Here is a 23,911-nt window from a genome sequence, read left to right as displayed (position 1 = left end):
GGCGTACAATTGCCGTTTGACCAAGCTTGATAGGAGAGGGTGCCATGCGCGCGATACAGATAATTCAGCCCGGTGCTGCCGAGATGTTGCAGCTATGCGAGCGGCCTATGCCGGTGGCCGGTGCGGGCGAAGTACTGATCAAGGTGCATGCCGCAGGCATCAACCGTCCCGACGTGCTGCAGCGCAAAGGGCTGTACAACCCGCCTGCCGGCGCTTCCGATTTACCGGGGCTGGAAGTGGCAGGGGAGATCGTTGACGGCGATCTGGACTACACCACTTTCGATATCGGCGATGCCGTGTGCGCGCTGGTGCAGGGCGGCGGCTATGCCGAATACGTGGTGGCGCCTATCGAACAGGTGCTGCCTGTGCCCAAGGGCTGGAGCATGCTGGAAGCGGCCACCATCCCCGAAAACTATTTCACCGTGTGGAGCAATGTCTGGGATCGCGCGCGGCTGGCGCAAGGCGAAACCCTGCTGGTGCAGGGCGGCAGTTCCGGCATAGGGGTGACAGCTATCCAGCTGGCCAGTGCGCTGGGGCACCGCGTGTTTGCTACGGCCGGCAGCGACGACAAGGTGGCGGCCTGCGTGAAACTCGGTGCCGAACGGGGCATCAACTACCGCAGCGAAGATTTCGGCGCCGTGGTCAAGAGCTTGACCGCTGGCCGCGGCGTGGACGTGATCCTCGATATGGTAGGCGGCGACTATCTGCCGCGCGAAATCGACTGTCTGGCCGACGATGGCCGTATCGGCCTGATCGCCACACTGGGTGGTTCCAAGGCGACGGTTGATCTGGGGCAGGTGCTGCGCCGCCGCCTGACCATCAGCGGTTCGACCCTGCGCCCCCGTTCGCCAGCCTTCAAAGGAGCGATTGCGCGCCAGTTGCTGGAGAAAGTCTGGCCTTTGTTAGTTACACGTAAGTTGCAACCGGTAATCTACGAAGTTTTCCCGCTGGAACAGGCAGTCGCGGCGCACGCTTTGATGGAAAGCAGCCAGCACGTGGGCAAGATCATGCTGCAGGTCATCTAGGGGATGTCAGTGTGGCAATCGCGGCACGCTGCCAGCCCGCGGTTTGACCGGTATTCCGGCAACGCGTTAAAATAACGGGTTATTGAATTTTAGGCTACTATGCGACGCAAACTTGTCATCGGCAACTGGAAGATGAACGGCAACCGTGCCGCCAACGCCACACTGCTGTCCGGAATTCTGGCCGGTCTGAACGATTTTGGTGCTGACTGCGCAGTGTGCGTACCGGCGCCCTATCTGGCTCAATGTGCAACCCAGCTGGAGGGCAGTGCGCTAGCGTGGGGAGCGCAAGACCTCTCCGTGCATGCCAGTGGTGCTTACACGGGAGAAGTGGCAGCGGCCATGCTGGTGGACTTCGGCTGCCGTTATGTGCTGTGCGGTCACTCGGAACGTCGCGCTTATCATCATGAAAGCAATGAACTGGTAGCGCAGAAAACCCGCGCTGCACTGGCGGCCGGTCTGACGCCGGTGGTGTGCGTAGGCGAAACGCTGGAACAGCGCGAAGCCGGGGCAACGGCCGCCGTGATTGGCGCCCAGTTGCAAGCCGTGCTCGATGTGCTGGAAAACAGCGAGTTGATCAAGATTGTGGTGGCTTACGAGCCAGTCTGGGCCATCGGCACGGGCAAAACTGCCACGCCGCAGATTGCGCAGGAAGCGCACGCGCTGCTGCGTGCACAACTGGCCGCCAAGGATGCGGTAGCGGCAGCCAGCATGCAGATACTGTATGGCGGCAGCATGAAGCCGGAAAATGCCAAGGAACTGATGGCGCAGCCCGATATCGACGGCGGCCTGATCGGCGGTGCGGCATTGAAGGCGGCGGATTTCCTCGGAATTATCCAGGCCGTTTAAAAAGCAGGGCCGGTGCCTGAAAAGCCCGGGCAGGAATAAGCAGTAGGGCAGTAATAAGCAGTAATACGCAGTAAAAACACTTTTATTTTTGAATGGAATAGCATGAGCACTTTGTTCAATCTGGTTATCGTAGTTCAGGTACTGTCGGCCATCGCCATTATTGGTCTGGTGCTGCTGCAGCATGGTAAGGGTGCTGACATGGGCGCCGCCTTCGGTTCGGGCGCGTCGGGCAGCCTGTTCGGCGCCACCGGCTCCTCGAACTTCATGTCCAAATCGACCGGCATCGCGGCCGCGATCTTCTTCAGCGCCACCCTCGCGCTGTCGTATATCTCGACCCAGCGTGGCGATACCGTCAGCGGCGGCGTGATGGATAAAGCCGCTCCGGCAGCACCGGCGCCTGCGCCAGTGACCGGCACGGCTGCCATCCCGACCGCTCCAGCCGCTGCACCTGCAGCAGCACCAGCAGCACCGGCTGCTACCGGCCCGGCTGCTTCGATCCCGAAGTAAGCCTGACGTAAGATATAAGTTGTGACATTGCCAGCCTGATAAGCTGGCTGCTGAATATTTTGGCAGTTGCGGGTTTCTCTGCTCGAAAAAAACAATTCAATAGGTATCTCAGCAAATATTTATCGTTTTTCGTCTTGTTTTAACGCAATTCGCATTAACAAGATTGTGAAAAAGCGTTAGAATAATGGCCTAACGCCGACGTGGTGAAATTGGTAGACACGCTATCTTGAGGGGGTAGTGGCGCAAGCTGTACGAGTTCGAGTCTCGTCGTCGGCACCAGAAATTCAAGGCCAGCAAAAGGAGCACCGAAGTGACCCTGCGCTGGCTTTTTTACGAGGATGTGTCGTTCGATCCTGGTCTAAGTTGTTTTACGATTGGGGCGAACGTTAAGCGCACCGCAAAACATCGCAGTGTGCCCTTTTAACTGACCGTTCAACATAAGCTCATCAATCGTGAACCTCGAAAATTATCTCCCCGTCCTGTTGTTCATCCTCGTCGGTCTCGGCGTAGGCATACTCCCGCAAGTTCTCGGTCACATCCTGGGCCCTAAGCGTCCCGATGCGGCTAAACTCTCCCCTTACGAGTGCGGTTTCGAAGCGTTCGAAGATGCGCGCATGAAGTTCGACGTGCGCTACTACCTGATCGCAATCCTGTTTATTTTGTTCGACCTGGAAACGGCATTCTTCTTCCCGTGGGGCGTATCCATGCGCGAACTGGGCTGGAGCGGCTTCGTCACGATGATGGTGTTCATTGCTGAATTCGTTGTCGGTTTTTGGTATATCTGGAAGAAAGGTGCCCTTGATTGGGAATAAGCCATGGCTATTGAAGGCGTATTAAACGAAGGTTTCATCACCACCTCGGCCGACAAGCTGATCAACTGGGCGCGTACGGGTTCCATGTTCCCGATGACGTTCGGTCTGGCCTGCTGTGCGGTAGAAATGATGCACGTGGGCGCGGCCCGTTACGATATGGACCGCTTCGGCGTGGTGTTCCGTCCTTCGCCACGTCAGTCCGACGTGATGATCGTGGCCGGCACGCTGTGCAACAAGATGGCTCCCGCACTGCGCAAGGTCTACGACCAGATGCCGGAACCGCGCTGGGTGATCTCGATGGGCTCCTGCGCTAACGGCGGCGGCTACTATCACTACTCCTACTCCGTGGTGCGCGGTTGCGACCGCATCGTGCCGGTAGACGTCTATGTGCCGGGCTGCCCGCCAACGGCTGAGGCTCTGCTGTACGGCATCATGCAGTTGCAGAACAAGATCAAGCGTACCAATACGATCGCACGCTAACGGGGTCGTTTCAGAATATGACTACACATTTAGAACAACTGCAAAACGCCCTCGGCACTGCCCTGGGCGATCGCGTTACTACTACCGTTGCACTCGGTGAAATCACGCTGGTGGTGGCTGCGGCCGACTACTACGGCGTGATGCAGACCCTGCGCGACAATCCGGCGCTGGCTTTCGACACCATGATCGACCTGTGCGGCGTGGACTACTCGACTTATGGCGATGGCGCCTGGGATGGCCTGCGTTTCGCAGCCGTGACCCATCTGCTGTCCGTCCAGCACAACTGGCGCGTGCGCGTGCGCGTGTTCGCAGCGGACGACGATATGCCCGTGCTGGCCTCCATCGTGCCGCTGTGGCGTGCTGCCAACTGGTACGAGCGCGAAGCGTTCGACGTCATGGGCATCCTGTTCGAAGGCCACAACGACCTGCGCCGCATCCTGACCGACTACGGCTTCATCGGCCACCCGTTCCGCAAAGACTTCCCGGTATCGGGCTACGTCGAAATGCGCTACGACCCGGAACAGAAGCGCGTGATCTACCAGCCGGTCACCATCGAGCCACGTGAAAACGTGCCACGCGTGATCCGCGAAGAAAATTACGGGAAGTGACACATGGCAGAGATTAAAAATTACACCCTGAACTTTGGCCCGCAGCACCCGGCAGCGCACGGCGTGCTGCGTCTGGTGCTGGAACTGGACGGCGAAGTGATCCAGCGCGCCGATCCGCACATCGGTCTGCTGCACCGTGGTACCGAGAAGCTGGCCGAGCAGAAGACCTTCCTGCAGTCCGTGCCTTACATGGACCGTCTGGACTACGTGTCGATGATGTGCAACGAGCACGCCTACGTGATGGCCATCGAAAAACTGCTGGGCGTGGAAGTACCGCTGCGCGCCCAGTACATCCGCGTGATGTTCGATGAAATCACCCGTATCCTGAATCACCTGATGTGGCTGGGCGCGCACGCGCTGGACGTCGGTGCCATGGGTCCGTTCCTGTACTGCTTCCGCGACCGTGAAGACCTGTTCGACTGCTACGAAGCCGTGTCCGGCGCCCGTATGCACGCAGCCTACTACCGTCCGGGCGGTGTCTACCGCGACCTGCCCGATGCGATGCCGCAGCACCGTCCGTCCATCATCCGTTCGGCCAAGGCCATCAGCAAACTGAACGAAAACCGTCAGGGTTCGCTGCTGGACTTCATCGAAGACTTCACCCGCCGTTTCCCGACCTATGTCGACGAATACGAAACCCTGCTGACCGACAACCGTATCTGGAAACAGCGTACCGTCGGCATCGGCGTGGTCTCGCCGGAAGATGCGAAAGCCATGGGCTTCACCGGCGCCATGCTGCGCGGTTCGGGCGTGGCCTGGGACTTGCGCAAGCACCAGCCTTACGAAGTCTACGATCTGATGGACTTCGATATTCCGGTCGGCACCAACGGCGATTGCTACGACCGCTATCTGGTCCGCGTGGAAGAACTGCGCCAGTCCAACCGCATCATCAAACAGTGCGTGGAATGGCTGCGCAACAATCCGGGTCCTGTCATGACCGACAACCGCAAGGTTGCGCCTCCGGGCCGCGTCGACATGAAGACCAATATGGAATCGCTGATTCACCACTTCAAACTGTTCACCGAAGGCTTCCACGTGCCGCCGGGCGAGGTGTACAGCGCAGTGGAACATCCGAAGGGCGAATTCGGCATCTATCTGGTTTCCGATGGCGCCAACAAGCCGTACCGTATGAAGCTGCGCGCACCTGACTACGCGCACTTGCAGTCGCTCGATGAAATGGCGCGTGGCCACATGATCGCCGACGCCGTGACCATCATTGGTACGCAAGATATCGTGTTCGGCAGTATTGACCGCTAAGTCCGAGAGGCAGAAAAGTATGTTGTTATCTGAGCAGTGTTATAAAAAAATCGACCGCGAGCTGGCCAAATATCCAGACGATCAGCGTCAATCGGCCGTGATGGCTGCGCTGGCCCACGCGCAAGTGGAACTGGGCTGGGTCTCGCCGGAAGTCATGCAGGAACTGGCTGACTACATCCGCATGCCGGCCATCGCCGTGCAGGAAGTGGCCACTTTCTACAATATGTACAACCTCAAGCCGGTCGGCAAGCACAAGATCACCGTGTGCACCAACCTGCCTTGCGCTCTGTCGGGCGGGGTGCGCGCTGGCGAACACCTGAAGGACAAGCTGGGCATCGACTACCGTGGCACCACCGAAGACGGCGAATTCACGCTGATCGAAGGCGAGTGCATGGGCGCCTGCGGCGACGCACCGGTGCTGCTGGTGAATAACCACCGCATGTGCAGCAAAATGAGCAATGAAAAAATCGACGCACTGGTGGAGGAGCTGAAGAAATGACCTCCCTGCATAACCGTCACATCGATCCTGTGATTCTGGCCGGCCTGGACGGCAAGAACTGGCATCTGGAAGACTACGTCAAGCGCGGTGGTTACAGCGCGCTGCGCCGCATTCTGGAAGAGAAAATCACCCCCGAGCAGATCATCGCCGACCTGAAAGCGTCGTCGCTGCGCGGCCGTGGTGGTGCAGGCTTCCCGACCGGCCTGAAGTGGAGCTTCATGCCACGCCAGTTCCCCGGCCAGAAATACCTCGTCTGCAACTCGGACGAAGGCGAACCGGGCACCTTCAAAGACCGCGACATTCTGCGCTACAACCCCCATGCACTGATCGAAGGCATGGCCATCGGCGCTTACGCCATGGGCATCACGGTGGGCTACAACTACATCCACGGTGAAATTTTCGAGGTGTACAGCCTGTTCGAAGATGCACTGGAAGAGGCCCGTGCGGCCGGCTTCCTGGGCGACAAGATCATGGGCAGCGATTTCAGCTTCCAGCTGCACGCCCACCATGGTTATGGCGCTTACATCTGCGGCGAAGAAACCGCGCTGCTGGAATCGCTGGAAGGCAAAAAAGGCCAGCCGCGCTTCAAGCCGCCTTTCCCTGCCTCGTTCGGCCTGTATGGCAAGCCGACGACGATTAACAACACCGAGACCTTTGCCGCTGTTCCGTTCATCCTGAATATGGGGCCGGAAAAATATCTGGGCATGGGGCGTCCGAACAACGGCGGTTCCAAGATCTTCTCGATCTCGGGCGACGTTGAGCTGCCGGGCAACTACGAAGTACCACTGGGTACGCCGTTTGCCAAACTGCTGGAACTGGCAGGCGGTATGCGCGGCGGTAAAAAGATCAAGGCCGTGATCCCCGGCGGTTCGTCCGCTCCGGTGATCCGCGGCGAAGTGATGATGAACACCGACCTCGATTACGATTCGATCTCCAAAGCGGGTTCGATGCTGGGATCGGGCGCCGTCATCGTCATGGACGAAACGCGTTGCATGGTCAAGGCGATGGAACGTCTGGCTTATTTCTACTTCGAAGAATCGTGCGGTCAGTGCACCCCATGCCGTGAAGGTACGGGCTGGATGTACCGCATGATCCACCGGATCGAAAACGGTCAGGGTCGTCCTTCGGATCTGGATGTGCTGAACTCGATCTGCGACAACATTCAGGGCCGCACTATCTGCGCGCTGGGTGATGCGGCAGCAATGCCTATGCGCGCGTTCATCAAGCAATTCCGCGAAGAATTTGAATATCACGTCGAGCACAAGCGCTGCTTAGTGCCCGCTTACATTTAAGCTGCGTCAGGTAACGATCACCATGGTTGAAATCGAAATAGACGGCAAAAAAGTCGAAGTCCCTGCTGGTAGCATGGTGATGGACGCCGCCAACAAACTGGGAACCTACATTCCGCACTTCTGCTATCACAAGAAATTGTCGATCGCTGCGAACTGCCGTATGTGCCTCGTCGAAGTAGAGAAGGCGCCTAAGCCTCTGCCAGCCTGCGCCACGCCTGTGGCTGCCGGCATGGTAGTGCGCTCGTCTTCCGACAAGGCCGTACAGGCTCAGAAGTCGGTGATGGAGTTCCTGCTGATTAACCACCCGCTGGACTGCCCGATCTGCGATCAGGGCGGCGAATGCCAGCTGCAGGATCTGGCCGTCGGTTACGGCAAGACCACTTCGCGCTACGAAGAAGATAAGCGCGTGGTAGCGCCGAAAGATGGCGGCCCGCTGGTCTCCATGCAGGAAATGTCGCGCTGCATCCAGTGCACCCGTTGCGTACGTTTCGGTCAGGAAGTGGCCGGCGTGATGGAACTGGGCATGATAGGCCGCGGCGAACATTCCGAAATTACCGCTTTCGTCGGTCAGACCGTGACCTCGGAAATGTCGGGCAATATGATCGACCTGTGCCCGGTGGGTGCACTGACCTCCAAGCCATTCCGTTACAGCGCCCGTTCGTGGGAACTGTCGCGTCGCAAATCCGTGTCGCCACACGATGGCCTGGGCGCCAATCTGATCGTTCAGGTTAAAGCCGGCAAGGTCAAGCGCGTGCTGCCGCTGGAAAACGATGCCGTCAACGAATGCTGGATTTCCGATAAAGACCGCTTCTCCTACGAAGGTCTGGACAGCGCCGACCGTCTGACCCAGCCTATGCTCAAGCAGGGCAACGAGTGGAAAGAAGTCGACTGGCAGACCGCGCTGGAATACGTGGCGCACGGCCTGAAAAACATCCGTCACGAGCATGGCGCCCAGTCGCTGGCCTCGCTGGCGACGCCGCACTCGACGCTGGAAGAACTGCATCTGCTGCAGAAGCTGACCCGCGCCATGGGTTCGGACAGCGTGGACACCCGTCTGCGTAATGCCGACGTGTCGCTGCAGGGCGTAGCCCCATGGCTGGGTATGACTATCGCCGAATTCGGTCAGCTGAACCGCGCTTTCGTGATCGGTTCCTTCCTGCGTAAAGATCATCCGCAACTGGCCACGCGTCTGCGTCTGGCAGTGAAGGGCGGCGCCAAGCTGTCCATCCTGCACGCCACCGACGACGACCTGCTGATGAACGTCGCTAACAAGATGATCGCTGCGCCGTCGGACTGGCTGGCGGCCCTGTCGCAAGTGGTGGTGGCTGTCGCTGCCGCCAAAGGCGTGGCCGCTCCGGCCGGCTTCGAAGGCGTACAGGCTGATGCTGCTGCCACGGCGATCGCCACTTCGCTGCTGTCGGGCGATGCTGCGCTGAACCGCGGGGTCTTCCTCGGTAATGCTGCGGCCCAGCACCCACAGGCAGGCGCGCTGCACGCCGCTGCCCAGTGGATCGCCGAGCAGACGGGCGCCAAGTTCGGCTACCTGACCGAAGCTGCCAACACCGTGGGTGCTTACGTGGCTAACGCCAACGGCGCCTCCGCACCCGCTTTCAGCGAACAGAAAAAAGCTTACCTGCTGCTCAACGCCGAACCAGCGTTCGACGCGCACAACCCGCAAGCGGCTGCCAGCGCACTGCAGGCCGCCGACATGGTGGTGGTGATGTCGCCGTACAAGCACGGCATGGAATACGCCGACGTGCTGCTGCCGGTTTCGCCATTCAGCGAAACCTCGGGCACCTTCGTCAACTGCGAAGGCCGCGCACAGAGCTTCAACGGCACCGTCAAGCCGCTGCTGGAAACCCGCCCTGCATGGAAAGTGCTGCGCGTGCTCGGTAACATCCTCGGCCTGTCGGGCTTCGAGTATGAAACTTCGGAAGCCATCCGCGACGAAGTGCTGGGTGCCGGCGTGACCGACCTGTCGGCCAAGCTGAACAACCGCAGCGCCGCTGCACCGGTGGCCGCGCAAATCGGCAACGGCGGCACCGAGCGTATCGCCGATGTACCGATCTACTTTGCCGACGCCATCGTGCGCCGCTCCGAGCCGCTGCAACAGACCGCCGACGCGGCTGCGCCGAAAGCGCATCTGTCGGCAGCGCTGGCCCAGCAACTGGGTGTGGCTGCAGGCGATCTGGTGAAAGTGACCCAGGGTGCCGGTAGCGCCACGCTGGTCGCTGCTATCGACGCAGCACTGCCAGCACGCACCGTGCGTGTGGCCGCTGCGCACGCATCGACCGCTGCACTGGGTAGCATGTTCGGTTCTATCACTGTTGAAAAAGCAGGAGAGGGTAAATAATGGCTCTGCCTGAATTCGTAACGACTATTAATGCCATGGGCGCCAGCAGTGTGCTGGCTCCGGCATGGCCGCTGATCTGGGCCATGATACGTATCGTGGTTGTACTGCTGCCGCTGATGGGTCTGGTGGCCTACCTGACGCTGTGGGAACGTAAGTTCATCGGCTGGATCCAGATCCGTGTGGGTCCTAACCGTGTCGGTCCGGCCGGTCTGCTGCAGCCTATCGCCGACGCGCTGAAACTGCTGTTCAAAGAGATCATCACCCCGGCCAAAGCTAATCCCGGCCTGTTCGTGATCGGTCCTATCATGACCATCATGCCGGCACTGGCCGCATGGTCGGTGGTGCCGTTCGGTCCTGAAGCCGTACTGGCTAACGTGAACGCCGGTCTGCTGCTGCTGATGGCAATCACCTCGATGGAAGTGTACGGCATCATCATCGCCGGCTGGGCTTCGAACTCGAAGTACTCCTTCCTCGGCGCGATGCGTGCTTCGGCGCAGATGATTTCCTACGAAATCCCGATGGGCTTCGTACTGGTAGTAATTCTGATGGTGTCCGGTTCGCTGAACTTCGGCGAAATCGTCGCCAGCCAGCAGCGCGGCATGATGGCGGCCCACGGCCTGAATCTGCTGTCGTGGAACTGGCTGCCGCTGCTGCCGCTGTTCGTGGTCTACCTGACTTCCGGTCTGGCCGAATGTAACCGTCACCCGTTCGACGTGGTGGAAGGCGAGTCGGAGATCGTGGCAGGTCACATGGTGGAATACTCGGGTATGGCCTACGCCATGTTCATGCTGGCCGAATACGCCAACATGATCCTGATCGCCACGCTGGCTTCGATCATGTTCCTCGGTGGCTGGTCGGCACCACTGGCTGGGCTGGAATTCTGGGGCGGTTTCGGTGGCTTCTTCTGGCTGTTCGCTAAGGTCTTCTTCCTGGTGTCGGTGTTCATCTGGGTGCGCGGTACCTTCCCACGCTACCGTTACGACCAGATCATGCGTCTGGGCTGGAAAGTGTTCATCCCTCTGACGCTGGTGTATCTGGTACTGGTGGCAGGCGTGATGCAGACCTCCTGGAATATCTGGAAGTAAGGATTAGAGAATATGGAACGTTTAAAAGATTTCATCGGCAGCTTCATGCTGACCGAACTGATCAAAGGGATGGCGCTGACGGGCAAATATATGTTCTCGCGCAAAATCACCGTGCAGTATCCGGAAGAGAAGACGCCGATGTCGCCACGTTTCCGTGGCCTGCATGCGCTGCGTCGTTATCCTAACGGTGAAGAGCGCTGCATCGCCTGCAAACTGTGCGAAGCAGTGTGCCCGGCGATGGCCATCAGCATCGAGTCGGAACAGCGTGCCGACGGTTCGCGCCGTACCACCCGTTACGACATCGATCTGACCAAGTGCATCTTCTGCGGCTTCTGCGAAGAATCCTGCCCGGTCGATTCCATCGTTGAAACGCATGTACTGGAATACCACGGCGAAAAACGCGGCGATCTGTACTACACGAAAGAGATGCTGCTGGCAGTGGGTGATCGCTACGAAGCTGAGATCGCCGAAGCGCGCGCAGCCGACGCTCCTTACCGCTGATCGGTGCCGGCTGTGTGCCGGCATCTCAGTGTGTTGATCAATTATGTACGTCTCTTGGGTTAGTTATGGAATTTAAAACTGCTTTGTTCTACGCCTTCTCAGCCATCATGATTCTGGCTGCGACGCGCGTTATCACGGCCCGCAACCCGGTGCACGCAGCACTGTTCCTGGTGCTGGCGTTCTTCTCGGCAGCCGGCATCTGGATGCTGCTGGAAGCGGAGTTCCTCGCCATCGTGCTGGTACTCGTCTACGTGGGCGCCGTGATGGTGCTGTTCCTGTTCGTGGTGATGATGCTCGATCTGGATACCGACAAGATGCGCCAGGGCTTCTGGAGCTATCTGCCGCTGGCATCGGCCATCGGCGCGCTGATCGTGCTGGAAATGGCGGCCGTGCTGTGGCGCTCGTTCTACGCGATGGAACAGCAACCGGTCAACGCCGGCAATATCGGCGGCACCAAGGAACTGGGCCTGCTGATCTACACCAAATACATCTACGGCTTCGAAGTCGCTGCGGCAGTGCTGCTGGTGGCCATCATCGCAGCTGTGGCGCTGACCCTGCGCAAGCGCAAGGACATCAAATATCTCGACCCGTCGGAAGCGGTACGCGTCAAGCGTAACGACCGTCTGCGCATCGTCAAAGTCGATGCTGTCAGCACGCGCGGCGCGGCCGAAGCAGAAGTTAAGGAGGCACCATGACTTTATCGCTGGCTCACTACCTCGTTCTAGGCGCGATACTGTTCGCGATCTCGATCGTCGGTATTTTCCTCAATCGCAAAAATATCATCGTCCTGCTGATGGCCATCGAACTGATGCTGCTGGCAGTGAACATGAACTTTATCGCGTTCTCCCATTATCTGGGTGACGCAGCCGGGCAGATCTTTGTGTTCTTCATTCTGACCGTCGCCGCTGCCGAATCGGCAATCGGCCTCGCGATTCTGGTGGTGATGTTCCGTAATCTGGACACCATCAATGTAGAAGACCTGGATAGCTTGAAGGGTTAATCCTTCGTGGCTAAGTTCAATTTCGAATAATAACGATTAAGGTTCATCATGGCGGTTACTCTTAACCCTAATCTCCTGCTAGCCGTACCGCTGGCGCCGCTGGCCGGCTCCGCGATTGCTGGTTTGTTAGGAACACAATTTTTCGGCAACGTAGTGGGGCGCAAGGTCTCGCATACGGCGACCATCCTGGGCGTGCTGGTAGCATTCATCCTGTCGGCGCTGACGTTGAACGACGTCATCGGCGGCGCCAGCTACAACGGCACCGTGTATAACTGGATGACCGTGGCTGGCCTGAAGCTGGTGGTCGGCTTCCAGATCGACGCGCTGTCGGCGATGATGATGTGCGTGGTGACCTTCGTGTCGCTGATGGTGCACATCTACACCATCGGCTACATGGCAGAAGATGAAGGCTACAACCGCTTCTTCGCCTACATCTCGCTGTTCACCTTCTCGATGCTGATGCTGGTGATGTCCAATAACTTCCTGCAGCTGTTCTTCGGCTGGGAAGCGGTGGGTCTGGTGTCGTATCTGCTGATCGGCTTCTGGTACACCCGTCCGACCGCCATCGTGGCCAACATGAAAGCCTTCCTGGTCAACCGTGTGGGCGACTTCGGCTTCATCCTCGGTATCGGTCTGCTGCTGGCTTACGCCGGTTCGATGGACTATCAGGAAGTATTCGCCAAGAAGGATCAGCTGGTGGCGCTGACCCTGCCGGGTACCGACTGGGCGCTGCTGACCGTGGCCTGTATCTGCCTGTTCATCGGCGCGATGGGTAAATCGGCCCAGTTCCCGCTGCACGTCTGGCTGCCAGACTCGATGGAAGGCCCGACCCCGATTTCGGCACTGATCCACGCGGCTACCATGGTGACCGCCGGTATCTTCATGGTGACCCGTATGTCGCCGCTGTTCGAACTGTCGGATACGGCGCTGTCCTTCATCCTCGTGATCGGTTCGATTACGGCGCTGTTCATGGGCTTCCTCGGCATCATCCAGAACGACATCAAGCGCGTGGTCGCTTACTCGACTCTGTCGCAGCTCGGCTACATGACCGTGGCTCTGGGCGCATCGGCCTACTCGGTGGCCGTGTTCCACCTGATGACCCACGCCTTCTTCAAAGCGCTGCTGTTCCTTGGCGCCGGTTCGGTGATCATCGGTATGCACCACGATCAGGACATCCGCAACATGGGTGGTCTGCGTAAATACATGCCTATCACCTGGATCACTTCGCTGCTGGGTTCGCTGGCTCTGATCGGTACCCCGTTCTTCTCCGGCTTCTACTCGAAAGATTCGATTATCGAAGCAGTAGGGGAGAGTCACCTGTGGGGCGCCGGCTTCGCCAACTTCGCCGTGCTGGCTGGCGTGTTCGTGACCGCCTTCTACTCGTTCCGTATGTACTTCCTGGTGTTCCACGGTGAAGAGCGCTTCGGCAAAGCTCACCATGACGACCATCATCACGCGCCAGCCGCTGCTGCACACGACGATGGCCACGGCCACGACGATCATGGTCACGATGACCACGACGACCACGCCCACCACGGTCTGGCTCCGGGCCAGAAACCGCATGAATCGCCATTCGTTGTGTGGTTCCCGCTGGCGATGCTGGCCATCCCATCGGTCATCATCGGCTATCTGGCGATCGGTCCTATGCTGTACGGCGACTTCTTCAAAGGCGTGATCAGCTTCGGCGCTAACCACCCTGTGATGGAAGAACTGAAGCACGAGTTCCACGGCCCGGTGGTCATGGCCATGCACGCACTGACCTCGCTGCCACTGTGGCTGGCGATCTCCGGTGTGGCTACCTCGTACTACTGCTACATGATCAACCCGCGCGTACCAGCCTGGTTCTATAACAAGTTCAAATTCCTGCACACCCTGCTGGAAAACAAGTACTACATGGACAAGTTCAACGAGACCGTGTTCGCCGGCGGCGCGCGCCTGCTGGGCAACGGCCTGTGGACTGTGGGCGACCGCACCCTGATCGACGGCCTGCTGGTCAACGGCAGCGCCAAAGTGGTGGGCTGGTTCTCGACGCTGACCCGTTTGGCGCAGACTGGTTATATCTACCACTACGCGTTTGTCATGATCCTCGGCATTCTGGGGTTCCTGATCTACTTCCTGCCGTTTTGGCACGCTTAATTAGCTGATACGCAAAGAGATAAAGATAACCATGATGCAGTCAACTATATCTACCTTACCTCCGTACCTGAGCCTCGCGATCTGGCTCCCGATTATCTTCGGCCTGATCGTGCTGGCTATCGGCCGCGATACCAACGCCGCGCTGGTGCGCGTTGGTTCGCTGATCGGCGCACTGGTGAGCTTCGCCGCCACCATCCCGCTGATTACCAACTTCGACAACGCCGCGCACGGCATGCAGTTCGTCGAGCGCTCGCCGTGGATCGAACGCTTCAACATCTTCTACTCGCTCGGTATCGACGGCCTGTCGCTGTGGTTCGTGCCGCTGACCGCCTTCATCACCGTGATCGTGGTGATCTCGGCATGGCAGGTGATCCAGAAGCGCGTAGCCCAGTACATGGGCGCCTTCCTGATCCTGTCGGGTCTGATGATCGGCGTGTTCTGCGCCATGGACGGCCTGCTGTTCTACTTCTTCTTCGAAGCGACCCTGATCCCGATGTACATCATCATCGGTATCTGGGGTGGTGAAAACCGCGTGTACGCCTCGTTCAAGTTCTTCCTGTACACCTTCTTCGGTTCGCTGCTGACGCTGGTCGCCATCATCTACCTGTACAAAGTGTCGGGCGGTAGCTTCGACATCCTGATGTGGCACAAGATTGCCCTGACGATGAAAGAGCAGATCTTCATCTTCATCGCCTTCTTCATGGCCTTCGCCGTGAAAGTACCAATGTTCCCAGTGCACACCTGGCTGCCGGACGTGCACGTGGAAGCGCCAACTGGCGGTTCCGCCGTGCTGGCCGCGATCATGCTGAAACTCGGTGCTTACGGCTTCCTGCGTTTCTCGCTGCCGATCACCCCTGACGCATCGAAGTATCTGGCCGGTTTCGTCATCACCCTGTCGCTGATCGCCGTGATCTACATCGGTCTGGTGGCGCTGGTACAGAAAGACATGAAAAAGCTGGTCGCCTACTCGTCGATCGCGCACATGGGCTTTGTGACGCTGGGCTTCTTCATCTTCAATAACATGGCAGTGCAGGGCGCTATCGTGCAGATGATTTCGCACGGCTTCATCTCGGGCGCCATGTTCCTGTGTATCGGTGTGCTGTACGATCAGGCCCACTCGCGCCAGATCGCCGACTACGGTGGTGTGGTTAACAAGATGCCGAAGTTTGCCGCCCTGTTCATCTTCTTCTCGATGGCTAACTGCGGTCTGCCAGCGACTTCCGGCTTTGTCGGCGAGTTCATGGTGATCCTCGGCGCTACCCAGTACAACTTCGTTATCGGTCTGCTGGCCGCTACCGCCCTGATCTTCGGCGCCGCTTACTCGCTGTGGATGGCCAAGCGCGTGATCTTCGGTAAAGTGGCGAATCACCACGTAGCAGAACTGGTTGATGTGAACGGTCGTGAATTCTTCATGCTGGGCATCCTGGCTGTCGCCGTGCTGGCGATGGGCCTGTACCCAGCCCCATTCACTGACACCATGCAAACCTCGGTTGCAGACCTGCTGGCGCACGTCGCCAAGAGCAAGCTGCCGTTCTGATAGCGGAAACAAAATAATGACTACTCCAATTCCACAAGCTGTTATCGACATGGTGCCGGTGTACCCAGAAATGGTGGTACTGATCGGTGCCTCGGCGATCCTGTTGATCGACATGTTCCTCAAAGAGGGACAGCGCTCGCTGACCTATCTGCTGTCGCTGGCGACGCTGCTCGTTGCCGGCGTGTTGAGCTACAACGACTACATGACGGGCCACACGGTCTACACCTTCAACGGTATGTTCGTGTCCGATCCTATGGCCAATCTGCTCAAGGTATTCACCTACCTGACGGCCGGCCTGACGCTGGTGTATTCGCGCCAGTACGCCGATGACCGCGGTATGCTGAGCGGTAATCTGGGCGGCGAGTTCTACGTGCTGGCCCTGTTCACCGTGCTGGGCCAGATGGTGATGATCTCCGGTTCCAACTTCCTGTCCGTGTATCTGGGCGTGGAACTGATGTCGCTGTCGCTGTACGCACTGGTGGCGCTGCGCCGCGATAATCACAAGGCGACCGAAGCGGCAATGAAGTACTTCGTACTGGGTGCGCTGGCTTCCGGCTTCCTGCTGTACGGTATCTCGATGCTGTACGGCGCTACCGGCACGCTGGATATCCGTGGCGTATCGGCCATGGTCGCTGGCGGTACCGTGAACAAGACTGTGCTGATCTTCGGCGTGGTATTCCTCGTTGCCGGTCTGGCCTTCAAACTGGGCGCCGTGCCATTCCATATGTGGGTACCGGACGTGTACGAAGGTTCGCCTACCGCAGTGACCCTGCTGCTGGGCGGCGCACCGAAAATCGCTACCTTCGCGATCTGCATCCGCCTGCTGGTGGAAGGTCTGATGCCGCTGGCATTCGACTGGCAGCAGATGCTGATGATTCTGGCCGTGCTGTCGCTGGCGATCGGTAACATCACGGCGATCGCCCAGACCAATCTGAAGCGTATGCTGGCTTACTCGACCATCGCGCAGATGGGCTTCGTTCTGCTGGGCCTGCTGGCTGGCGTGGCCGGCACCACCGACCGCACCGGCGCCTCGGCGGCCTACAGCGCAGCGATGTACTACGTGATCACCTACGTGCTGACCACCATCGGCAGCTTCGGCATGCTGATGCTGCTGTCGCGCGCCGGTTTCGAAGCCGAGACGCTGGCCGACCTGAAAGGTCTGAGCAAGCGTAATGGCTGGTTCGCAGTCGTCATGTCGGCGCTGATGTTCTCGCTGGCCGGTGTGCCGCCGCTGATGGGCTTTGCTGCCAAGTTTGCCGTGCTGACCGCCGTGCTGAGCACCGGCCAGATCTGGCTGACCGTGCTGGCCGTGATGTTCTCGCTGATCGCTGCGTTCTACTACCTGCGCGTCGTGAAAGTGATGTGGTTCGACGAGCCGGCTGATGAAGCACCGATCGTGGTCAAGGCCGACATGAGCGTTGCGCTGAGCCTGAACGCCATCGCTATCGTGCTGCTGGGTGTACTGCCAGGCCCGCTGCTGGCAGCCTGCCTGAAAGCCATGACCATCACCCTGAACACCTGATGGACATTTCCGTAGCAAGCTGGTTGGTCATCGTAGTCGCCATTGCGGCGGCCAACCTGCCATTCTTCAACGAGCGCGTGTTCGCGCTCGTGCCCAGCCGCTGGGAGAGCAAGCCGCTGTTGGTGCGGCTGATCGAAATGGTCGTGCTCTTCTTTGCGGTCGGTGTCATCGGCTTCGCTCTCGAAGCCCATCTCGGCAACCGCTTCCCGCAAACGTGGGAGTTCTACGCCATTTCCGCCTGCCTGTTCATCGTGCTGGCTTTCCCCGGATTTATCCTGCGTTACCTGCGCAAGCGCCACGACTGATACACTATCGTTCTTCAACGACGTGGAGCAGGCATGGACAAACATCTGGTAGAAACCCGTATCGACGGTGAACTGGTCTACGACGGCCATTTCCTCAAGATCCAGCGCGATACCATAGCACTGCCGGACGGCCAGCATACCCAGCGCGAATATGTGCTGCATCCGGGCGCGGTGGTGATACTGCCGCTGCTCGATGACGGCACCGTGCTGATGGAGCGCCAGTTTCGCTATCCGCTGCATCGCGTGTTCATCGAATTCCCGGCCGGTAAAATCGATCATAACGAAGACCCGCTAGCCGGCGCCCAGCGCGAGCTGGAAGAAGAAACCGGCTACACCGCCAGCGAGTGGCAATATGTCACGCGCATCCATAACGCCATCGCCTATTCGGACGAACATCTGGACCTGTATCTGGCACGTGGCCTGAAAGCGGGCCAGCAGAAGCTGGATGACGGCGAATTCCTCGAAACGTATACGGCCACCATCGACGAATTGCTGCAAGGCGTGCGCGATGGCTCGATTACCGATGTAAAAACGGTGATCGGCATATTCTGGCTCGACAAGCTGCGTTCGGGCGACTGGAAGCTGTAATGAATGCGCTGGCGCGGGTGCCGCTGATTGCCGCTTGCACGGCGCTTGCCGTGCTGCCGTGCGCGCCGCTGCATGCCGCGGCAGCTGGTACTGGCGCGGCGTCCCGTACGCCATTTCAGGTACGCTGCGAGGATAGCATCGCCAAGACGGTGTCCGTGCTGTCGTCGCGCTCGAATGGCTATACCATCAACAACCAGCTGCCGTTCAATCAGCTGACCGCGCGTAGCGGCAGTGCCGCCAATGGCATGGCAACATTGGGACTGACGGTGACCAATGGCCAGTACGGCGCCAAGCTGGGCGGCACCATACTGCAGGACCCCGCTAGCGGCTACGAATGCATCGCGCCGCGGGTGGACTTGACGCTCAACTATTCGCCCGTGCTGATCTACGTCAGCAACGAGTTCGCCCCCGGTTCCTGTGGCTATCAGGTCATCCTCGAACACGAGCAGCGCCATCTGCAGGCGTATATGGAGAATCTGGCGCGGGTGGAAAAAGTGGTGCGTGATGCGCTCAACAAGCGCTTCGATGCCAAGCCACTGTATGCTCCGTCGGGTACCGCGATGTCCGCGCTTGAACATGAAATCAACACGGTGTGGTTCCCTTTCATCCGCGACGAATTCGACAAGGGCCGCGACAAGCAGGCGCAGATCGATACGGCGGAAGAATACGCCCGCATGGGCAAGGTGTGTAATGGCGAAATCGCCGCCACCATTCTGAAACGCCTACATAAACAGTAATAGACCACCAGCACGATGACCGATAATTCTCCGACCCGGCGCTACGTCGCCTTGCTGCCCGCTGCCGGCGTGGGCGCACGCATGGCAGCCGCTTGCCCCAAACAATATCTGACCGTGGCAGGACAGCCCATGCTGCGCCATGCTGTTGCGGCTTTTTGCGCCAGCCCGCTGATCAGCCACACCTATGTGGTGGTTAGTGCAGACGATGGTTATATCGACGAGGTGCTGCCTGCCGGTATGGCTGGCGTGACAGTGCTGCGCTGTGGCGGCGCCACCCGTATGGACAGCGTGCTCAACGGCTTGCGCGCACTGCAGGGCCAGATTGCCGACGGCGATATGGTGCTGGTGCATGATGCCGCGCGGCCGGGACTGACGCCCGCGCTGATCGCCCGCCTGATCGAAGGCGTGGGCGATGATCCGGCTGGCGGCTTGCTGGCCCTGCCCGTGGTCGATACCGTCAAGCGCAGCGCACCGTCCGCGCAGGGCGTGTGTGCGGCAGCCACCATCTCGCGCGAAGGCATGTGGCTGGCGCAGACGCCGCAGATGTTCGGCTTCCACCTGCTGCTGCGCGCGCTGGGTCGCGCCACCGATCCCAACGCCATCACCGATGACGCCAGCGCGGTTGAACTGCTAGGCCTGACGCCGCGCCTGATCGAAGGCCATCCACGCAATCTCAAAGTCACGCTGCCTGCCGATATCCGCATCGCGGAAATGTATCTGGCAGCGGGCGAATAACCGAGGACAGATTATGCTCAAACTTCCATTCCGCATCGGCCAGGGCTACGATTGCCATAAACTGGTCGAGGGCCGCAAACTGATTATCGGCGGTGTCGAGATTCCCCACCATCTGGGCCTGCTCGGCCACTCCGATGCCGACGTGCTGCTGCATGCGATCACCGATGCCTTGCTGGGCGCGGCCGCGCTGGGCGATATCGGCAAACATTTTCCTGACACCGATCCGCAGTTCAAGGGCGCCGACTCGCGCACCTTGCTCAAGGAAGCGGCGCGCCGCGTGGCCGCGACCGGCTACCGCATCGGCAATATCGACGCCACCATCATTGCGCAGCGGCCGAAAATGGCACCGCATATCGGCGCCATGTGCGCCAATCTCGCGCAGGATCTGGGCCTCGACATCAGTCAGGTCAACATCAAGGCCAAGACCAACGAAAAGATGGGCTATCTGGGGCGCGAGGAAGGCATCAACGCCGAGGCCGTAGCCTTGCTGCTGGCAGCAGACTGAGTTCTGCATTTTCTTGAGGATGGGAGTCTAGCGTGGCGCGAGATGTTTATGCGTACCGGCAGGTGGCGGTGCAGTCCGTATCGGACGGGCGGCAGGTCTGGATACAGCCGGTGCCGGGACAGGCGTTTGCCCCCAGTCTGCGCGTGCATTGTGCGCGTGTGCTGTGCGATACGGCGCGCTATCCGCTTGGCACCTGCTTTCTGCTCGATGCCAAGCTGACTGACCGGCAGGGCGGCACGCCTTATCTGTATGCATGGCACGGTGATGTTGTGCAGGTGCTGACGCCCGCGCAGACGCGGGCATTTCTGGCCGAGTTTAAACGTGGCCGCATCTGATACGCCCGCCCTGCAACGTCGTTACTGACACTTCCGCCGCGGCTATTCAGGGCGGTGGCTACTCGCTATCTTCGTCGTTATCCTCGTCACTGGCGCTTGCACCGCGGCTGCGCGCTGCATCGGCGGCGTCGCGCAGCTTAGCGGCATCGGCGATAAACTGGTCGACGCTGCGGTCGGCGCTCAGGTGCCACTGTGGCGGCAGCAGCGCCGACATATACAGTTCGTCGCTGGCGCGGCCGCTGCCTTGCAGATTGAGCAGCAGGAGCAGCATGGCGCTGGCCGCATAAGTGATGCCGCTGCCGATGGCGTAGCGGTGCGGATGGTGCGGCTTGATGGTGCGCAGGTGGAAATACAGCATGGTACAGGCGATCGCCAGTATCACCAGATTGCCGTGGCGCGTCAGCGCGGTGGCATCCCACGCATAGGCCAGGGCCGTGCTGGCAAGGCGCCAGATACCCATCACGCATAGCCCGCTGCCGAGTATGAACAGATGGCGGCCCAAGCGGGCATGGCTGCCGAACAGACGATTGGCCAGCGCCCATGCGCCGCTCCACAACAGACCGGCGCCCAGACAGGAGGCCAGTGCCAGGATGTAGCGTACCTGGGCAAAGCTTTCGATGTCGTTGAACCAGGTTTCGACGAGGGCAAAGGCGGTCGTCAACAGCAGACCGGTGATGGCCGGTGCGGCGCCTTCCCAGCTATGCATGGTGGTGTCGGCCAGTTCCGGCGCCACGGCAAAATCGGCGCTGCGCACGCGCAGACGGGTGTGGCCAAGACGGATCACGCGATGGCCGTCGAGCGCAATCGCTGCGCAGCGCTTGCCGCCGTAGTAGCTGCCGTTGACGCTGCCCAGATCGCGCAGCAGCAACTGGCCATGTTCGTCCAGATCGATGCTGGCATGGCTGGCGGCGCTGTGGGCGTCGTCGAGTATCACGTCGTTATCGTAACCGCGGCCGATGCGGATCGGCAGCGCGCCGATGCGGTGGCGGTGCAGCACATCGCCATTGCGGGCGAGAATTTCAACGAAGTAGGGCGCATTCATTTGGCACCGCCTTTGGGTGCCGGTGCGTGCGTGAGTGCCGTGAGGAAGGCGCGGGTCAGGCGCAGCCCGTTGTCATACGAGACGCCGCGTGCATCGATGCGGCTCTGTAAGCTCATCAGGCTATGATCGGTGCTGGCAGTGAGCAGGGCAAAGTCGTACAGGCCGGCGAACTTGCGGTAGGCCCGCACGCACAGCACGGCACGCAGGGGCAGCTTGGCGTTGTTGACGAAATCCTCAGTACACTGGGGCGCCGTCAGACGGCTATCCTTGTTGTTGCCGAAGTTTTCGTTCTTGAACGAGGCACTGGCCAGCTGGGCGAAGCGGTACTGGTCCAGCCCTGCGCTGCGCAGGAACTGGTGGCGGATCGCGATCTGGCCCGTCTGCAGGCTGCCGCTGACGAAAATGGCGGACTCCATGGCGCAGCTGGCATCATCCACCGTGAACGGCTTGTCGGCCTTGACATTGGAACGCCCCCAGCAGCGCATCTGTTCCGATTCGCGCACCGGCACCTGATACGGGCCCATGGTTTTCAGGCTGAGCGGCGTGGCCAGCAGCTGGTCGACCATGGCGCTCTGGTGCCGCAGCAGCTGGGCCGCGACGATGGCGCTAAAGCTGGCCGGTGCCTTGGTCTGTTCGCCGACCTGACGCAGCAGGTCCTGTGCATAGCGCGCCGGTACGAGGAAGCTGACCAGCTCACCATCGAGCCGCTTGGAGACGTTGATGCCGGCCACTGCACCGTCGACGGTGACGCTGGGACCGCCGCTCATGCCGGAATTGATCGGGCCGGTGAACATCAGCTGGTCGTAGAAGCTGCGCGCAATCACGCCGTTGTAGGCGCCTTCGGAAATGGCGAAGCCCAGATCGAGCGGGTTGCCCAATGCGTACAGATACTGGCCTTGCGTGAGTCGCGCCAGCTTTTCCGGCATCTTGAAGAAACCGGTGCCGCTGCGGCTGACGCGCAGCACGGCCAGATCATGCAGCACATCGACGGCCAGCAGTTCCACATTGCCGTGCTGGCCGCTGGTATCGACCCATTCGCCCACATAGGTGTCCGGGTCGAGCGCGAACTGCGATACCACGTGATAATTGGTGATGACCAGATTGCTGGTGCCGATCAGGAAACCGGAACCGACCGAGGACTGGGTGCGGCCGCTTTTGAGCAGGGTGCGTACCTGCAGCAGATCATTGCGGGCGGCGCCATACAGATGCTGGGCGGCGCTCGATGGGGGCGGCAGCGGGGCGTTATCGGCGCCATCTTCATCGTCGCTGGCAGCGCTCTGCGCCGGAGCCGGCTTTGCTGCCGGCGTCGCTTCCGTTCGCCGTGCGGCAACGGCAGGGGCGCTAGGGTGGCTGGCAGCAGCAGGCGTACTGGCTGCCGGGGCGGCGCCGACGGCTGCGCCCGAAGCGGCCCAGACCGCGCCTGCGCTACAGCTAACCAGCAGTGAAACGATCAGTCGCTGAAAATTCATGCCATCCTTTTACAGTGCCGCTGATTACAGCGCGCCATCCTCCGCGGGGACGGGTGTCAGTGGCGTCATCATGTGCCCCAGCTTGGCTGCCTTGGTGTCCAGATAGTGCTGGTTGAAGGCATTGCGGTTGACCAGCAGCGGCACGCGTTCCGCCACTTCCACCCCGAGCTTGCCCACGGCATCAATCTTACGCGGATTATTGGTCATCAGGCGCAGCGATTTGACGCCGAATTGCGCCAGCATAGGCTGTACCATGCTGTAGTTGCGCTGGTCGGGCTGGAAACCCAGCTGCACATTGGCCTGCACCGTGTCGGCGCCGGCTTCCTGCAGGCGGTAGGCCCGGATCTTGTTGACCAGGCCGATGCCGCGGCCTTCCTGACGCAGATACAGCAATATGCCGCGGCCTTCTTCGGCTATCTTGCGCAGCGCGCCTTCGAGCTGGGCGCCGCAGTCGCAGCGCTGGGAAAACAGCACGTCACCGGTCAGGCATTCGGAATGCACGCGGCCCAGTACCGGCTCGCCATTGCCGACATCGCCCAGCACCATGGCCAGATGTTCCTTGCCCGTGCTTTTTTCCACGAAAGCGTGCAAGGTGAACTGGGCCCACGGCGTCGGCAGGGCGCACGAAGTCGTGTATTCCAGGTCCACATTTGCCGGGGTTGTTGCACTCTGCGACATAGTTCTGCTCTTCAAATAGTGATCTACAAGGTAAAAAACGCGCGCCGGGCTGTTCGA

Annotated in this window: 26 protein-coding genes and 1 tRNA gene; 24 read left to right on the top strand and 3 right to left on the bottom strand. The window is 60.0% G+C overall.

Translation table 11 applies throughout. The features are described 5' to 3' along the window. The first annotated feature begins 44 nt into the window (after nt 1-44). The 24 genes from GTP27_RS16225 to GTP27_RS16110 all read left to right on the top strand — a co-directional run bounded on the left by GTP27_RS16225 (nt 45) and on the right by GTP27_RS16110 (nt 20,665). On the top strand, nt 45-1,025 hold the full coding sequence (locus tag GTP27_RS16225) for an NAD(P)H-quinone oxidoreductase (RefSeq protein ID WP_161040209.1): 981 nt from the start codon (nt 45-47) through the stop codon (nt 1,023-1,025). 99 nt (nt 1,026-1,124) lie between these two features. Next, a complete protein-coding gene (gene tpiA / locus GTP27_RS16220) occupies nt 1,125-1,871 on the top strand; it encodes a triose-phosphate isomerase (RefSeq protein WP_161040208.1) in 747 nt (248 codons plus the stop codon). A gap of 102 nt (nt 1,872-1,973) precedes the next feature. Further along, nucleotides 1,974-2,378: a preprotein translocase subunit SecG gene (gene secG / locus GTP27_RS16215; RefSeq protein WP_161040207.1), complete on the top strand. Its 405-nt coding sequence runs from the start codon at nt 1,974-1,976 to the stop codon at nt 2,376-2,378. A 194-nt stretch (nt 2,379-2,572) separates the two neighbouring features. Next, a tRNA-Leu gene (locus tag GTP27_RS16210) sits at nt 2,573-2,657 on the top strand. Nucleotides 2,658-2,830: 173 nt separating this feature from the next. Beyond that, a complete protein-coding gene (locus tag GTP27_RS16205) occupies nt 2,831-3,190 on the top strand; it encodes an NADH-quinone oxidoreductase subunit A (protein WP_161040206.1) in 360 nt (119 codons plus the stop codon). A 3-nt stretch (nt 3,191-3,193) separates the two neighbouring features. Beyond that, nucleotides 3,194-3,670, top strand: a complete 477-nt coding sequence (locus GTP27_RS16200) for a NuoB/complex I 20 kDa subunit family protein (RefSeq protein WP_008450353.1) — start codon at nt 3,194-3,196, stop codon at nt 3,668-3,670. Between the two features lie 17 nt (nt 3,671-3,687). Next, nucleotides 3,688-4,278 (top strand): NADH-quinone oxidoreductase subunit C, encoded by a 591-nt coding sequence (locus GTP27_RS16195; protein WP_161040205.1) that lies wholly within the window; start codon nt 3,688-3,690, stop codon nt 4,276-4,278. A gap of 3 nt (nt 4,279-4,281) precedes the next feature. After that, entirely contained in the window at nt 4,282-5,535 is a 1,254-nt protein-coding gene (locus GTP27_RS16190) for an NADH-quinone oxidoreductase subunit D (RefSeq protein WP_155434983.1), read from the top strand. 19 nt (nt 5,536-5,554) lie between these two features. Beyond that, complete coding sequence (gene nuoE, locus GTP27_RS16185; protein WP_155434984.1) at nt 5,555-6,034, top strand: NADH-quinone oxidoreductase subunit NuoE; 480 nt, start codon at nt 5,555-5,557, stop codon at nt 6,032-6,034. After that, nucleotides 6,031-7,326 carry an NADH-quinone oxidoreductase subunit NuoF gene (gene nuoF / locus GTP27_RS16180; protein WP_155434985.1) on the top strand — a complete coding sequence of 432 codons (1,296 nt, stop codon included), beginning with the start codon at nt 6,031-6,033 and terminating at the stop codon, nt 7,324-7,326. The genes nuoE and nuoF overlap by 4 nt, the downstream gene beginning before the upstream one ends. Before the next feature lie 22 nt (nt 7,327-7,348). After that, nucleotides 7,349-9,679, top strand: a complete 2,331-nt coding sequence (gene nuoG / locus GTP27_RS16175; protein WP_161040204.1) for an NADH-quinone oxidoreductase subunit NuoG — start codon at nt 7,349-7,351, stop codon at nt 9,677-9,679. After that, a complete protein-coding gene (gene nuoH, locus GTP27_RS16170) occupies nt 9,679-10,764 on the top strand; it encodes an NADH-quinone oxidoreductase subunit NuoH (protein WP_161040203.1) in 1,086 nt (361 codons plus the stop codon). Before nuoG ends, nuoH begins: the two co-directional genes overlap by 1 nt. A 12-nt stretch (nt 10,765-10,776) precedes the next feature. Continuing rightward, entirely contained in the window at nt 10,777-11,265 is a 489-nt protein-coding gene (gene nuoI, locus GTP27_RS16165; RefSeq protein WP_161040202.1) for an NADH-quinone oxidoreductase subunit NuoI, read from the top strand. 65 nt (nt 11,266-11,330) lie between these two features. Continuing rightward, complete coding sequence (locus tag GTP27_RS16160; protein WP_161034875.1) at nt 11,331-11,960, top strand: NADH-quinone oxidoreductase subunit J; 630 nt, start codon at nt 11,331-11,333, stop codon at nt 11,958-11,960. Continuing rightward, nucleotides 11,957-12,265, top strand: coding sequence for an NADH-quinone oxidoreductase subunit NuoK (nuoK, locus tag GTP27_RS16155; RefSeq protein ID WP_008450334.1), 309 nt, complete (start codon nt 11,957-11,959; stop codon nt 12,263-12,265). The genes GTP27_RS16160 and nuoK overlap by 4 nt, the downstream gene beginning before the upstream one ends. 48 nt (nt 12,266-12,313) lie before the next feature. Then, on the top strand, nt 12,314-14,401 hold the full coding sequence (gene nuoL / locus GTP27_RS16150) for an NADH-quinone oxidoreductase subunit L (protein WP_161040201.1): 2,088 nt from the start codon (nt 12,314-12,316) through the stop codon (nt 14,399-14,401). A gap of 31 nt (nt 14,402-14,432) precedes the next feature. After that, nucleotides 14,433-15,938, top strand: coding sequence for an NADH-quinone oxidoreductase subunit M (locus GTP27_RS16145; RefSeq protein ID WP_161040200.1), 1,506 nt, complete (start codon nt 14,433-14,435; stop codon nt 15,936-15,938). Nucleotides 15,939-15,954: 16 nt separating this feature from the next. Continuing rightward, entirely contained in the window at nt 15,955-17,460 is a 1,506-nt protein-coding gene (gene nuoN, locus GTP27_RS16140) for an NADH-quinone oxidoreductase subunit NuoN (RefSeq protein WP_161040199.1), read from the top strand. Next, nucleotides 17,460-17,765, top strand: a complete 306-nt coding sequence (locus GTP27_RS16135; protein WP_161040198.1) for a DUF2818 family protein — start codon at nt 17,460-17,462, stop codon at nt 17,763-17,765. The genes nuoN and GTP27_RS16135 overlap by 1 nt, the downstream gene beginning before the upstream one ends. Nucleotides 17,766-17,798: 33 nt before the next feature. Further along, complete coding sequence (locus tag GTP27_RS16130; RefSeq protein WP_161040197.1) at nt 17,799-18,353, top strand: NUDIX domain-containing protein; 555 nt, start codon at nt 17,799-17,801, stop codon at nt 18,351-18,353. After that, the gene (locus GTP27_RS16125; RefSeq protein ID WP_161040196.1) at nt 18,353-19,090 is read left to right on the top strand and encodes a hypothetical protein; all 738 of its coding nucleotides are present in this window, start codon (nt 18,353-18,355) and stop codon (nt 19,088-19,090) included. The genes GTP27_RS16130 and GTP27_RS16125 overlap by 1 nt, the downstream gene beginning before the upstream one ends. A 15-nt stretch (nt 19,091-19,105) precedes the next feature. Continuing rightward, nucleotides 19,106-19,825: a 2-C-methyl-D-erythritol 4-phosphate cytidylyltransferase gene (ispD, locus tag GTP27_RS16120; protein ID WP_161040195.1), complete on the top strand. Its 720-nt coding sequence runs from the start codon at nt 19,106-19,108 to the stop codon at nt 19,823-19,825. Nucleotides 19,826-19,838: 13 nt separating this feature from the next. Next, nucleotides 19,839-20,330: a 2-C-methyl-D-erythritol 2,4-cyclodiphosphate synthase gene (gene ispF / locus GTP27_RS16115; protein WP_161040194.1), complete on the top strand. Its 492-nt coding sequence runs from the start codon at nt 19,839-19,841 to the stop codon at nt 20,328-20,330. A gap of 32 nt (nt 20,331-20,362) precedes the next feature. Continuing rightward, nucleotides 20,363-20,665, top strand: a complete 303-nt coding sequence (locus GTP27_RS16110) for a hypothetical protein (RefSeq protein WP_161040193.1) — start codon at nt 20,363-20,365, stop codon at nt 20,663-20,665. Between the two features lie 58 nt (nt 20,666-20,723). On the opposite strand, the gene GTP27_RS16105 is transcribed toward GTP27_RS16110, so the two are convergent. The 3 genes from GTP27_RS16105 to ribA are packed head-to-tail and all read right to left on the bottom strand — an operon-like array spanning nt 20,724 to nt 23,854. Further along, nucleotides 20,724-21,707 (bottom strand): FHA domain-containing protein, encoded by a 984-nt coding sequence (locus GTP27_RS16105; protein ID WP_161040192.1) that lies wholly within the window; start codon nt 21,705-21,707, stop codon nt 20,724-20,726. After that, complete coding sequence (locus GTP27_RS16100; protein WP_161040191.1) at nt 21,704-23,176, bottom strand: S1 family peptidase; 1,473 nt, start codon at nt 23,174-23,176, stop codon at nt 21,704-21,706. The genes GTP27_RS16105 and GTP27_RS16100 overlap by 4 nt, the downstream gene beginning before the upstream one ends. Nucleotides 23,177-23,200: 24 nt before the next feature. Continuing rightward, the gene (ribA, locus tag GTP27_RS16095; protein WP_161040190.1) at nt 23,201-23,854 is read right to left on the bottom strand and encodes a GTP cyclohydrolase II; all 654 of its coding nucleotides are present in this window, start codon (nt 23,852-23,854) and stop codon (nt 23,201-23,203) included. Nucleotides 23,855-23,911 lie beyond the last annotated feature (57 nt).

Source organism: Duganella qianjiadongensis (genome assembly GCF_009857915.1).
Lineage (GTDB): Bacteria > Pseudomonadota > Gammaproteobacteria > Burkholderiales > Burkholderiaceae_D > Rugamonas > Rugamonas qianjiadongensis.
Note: the sequence above shows the minus strand (reverse complement) of the source record. Positions and strands in the feature narration are given on the sequence as shown.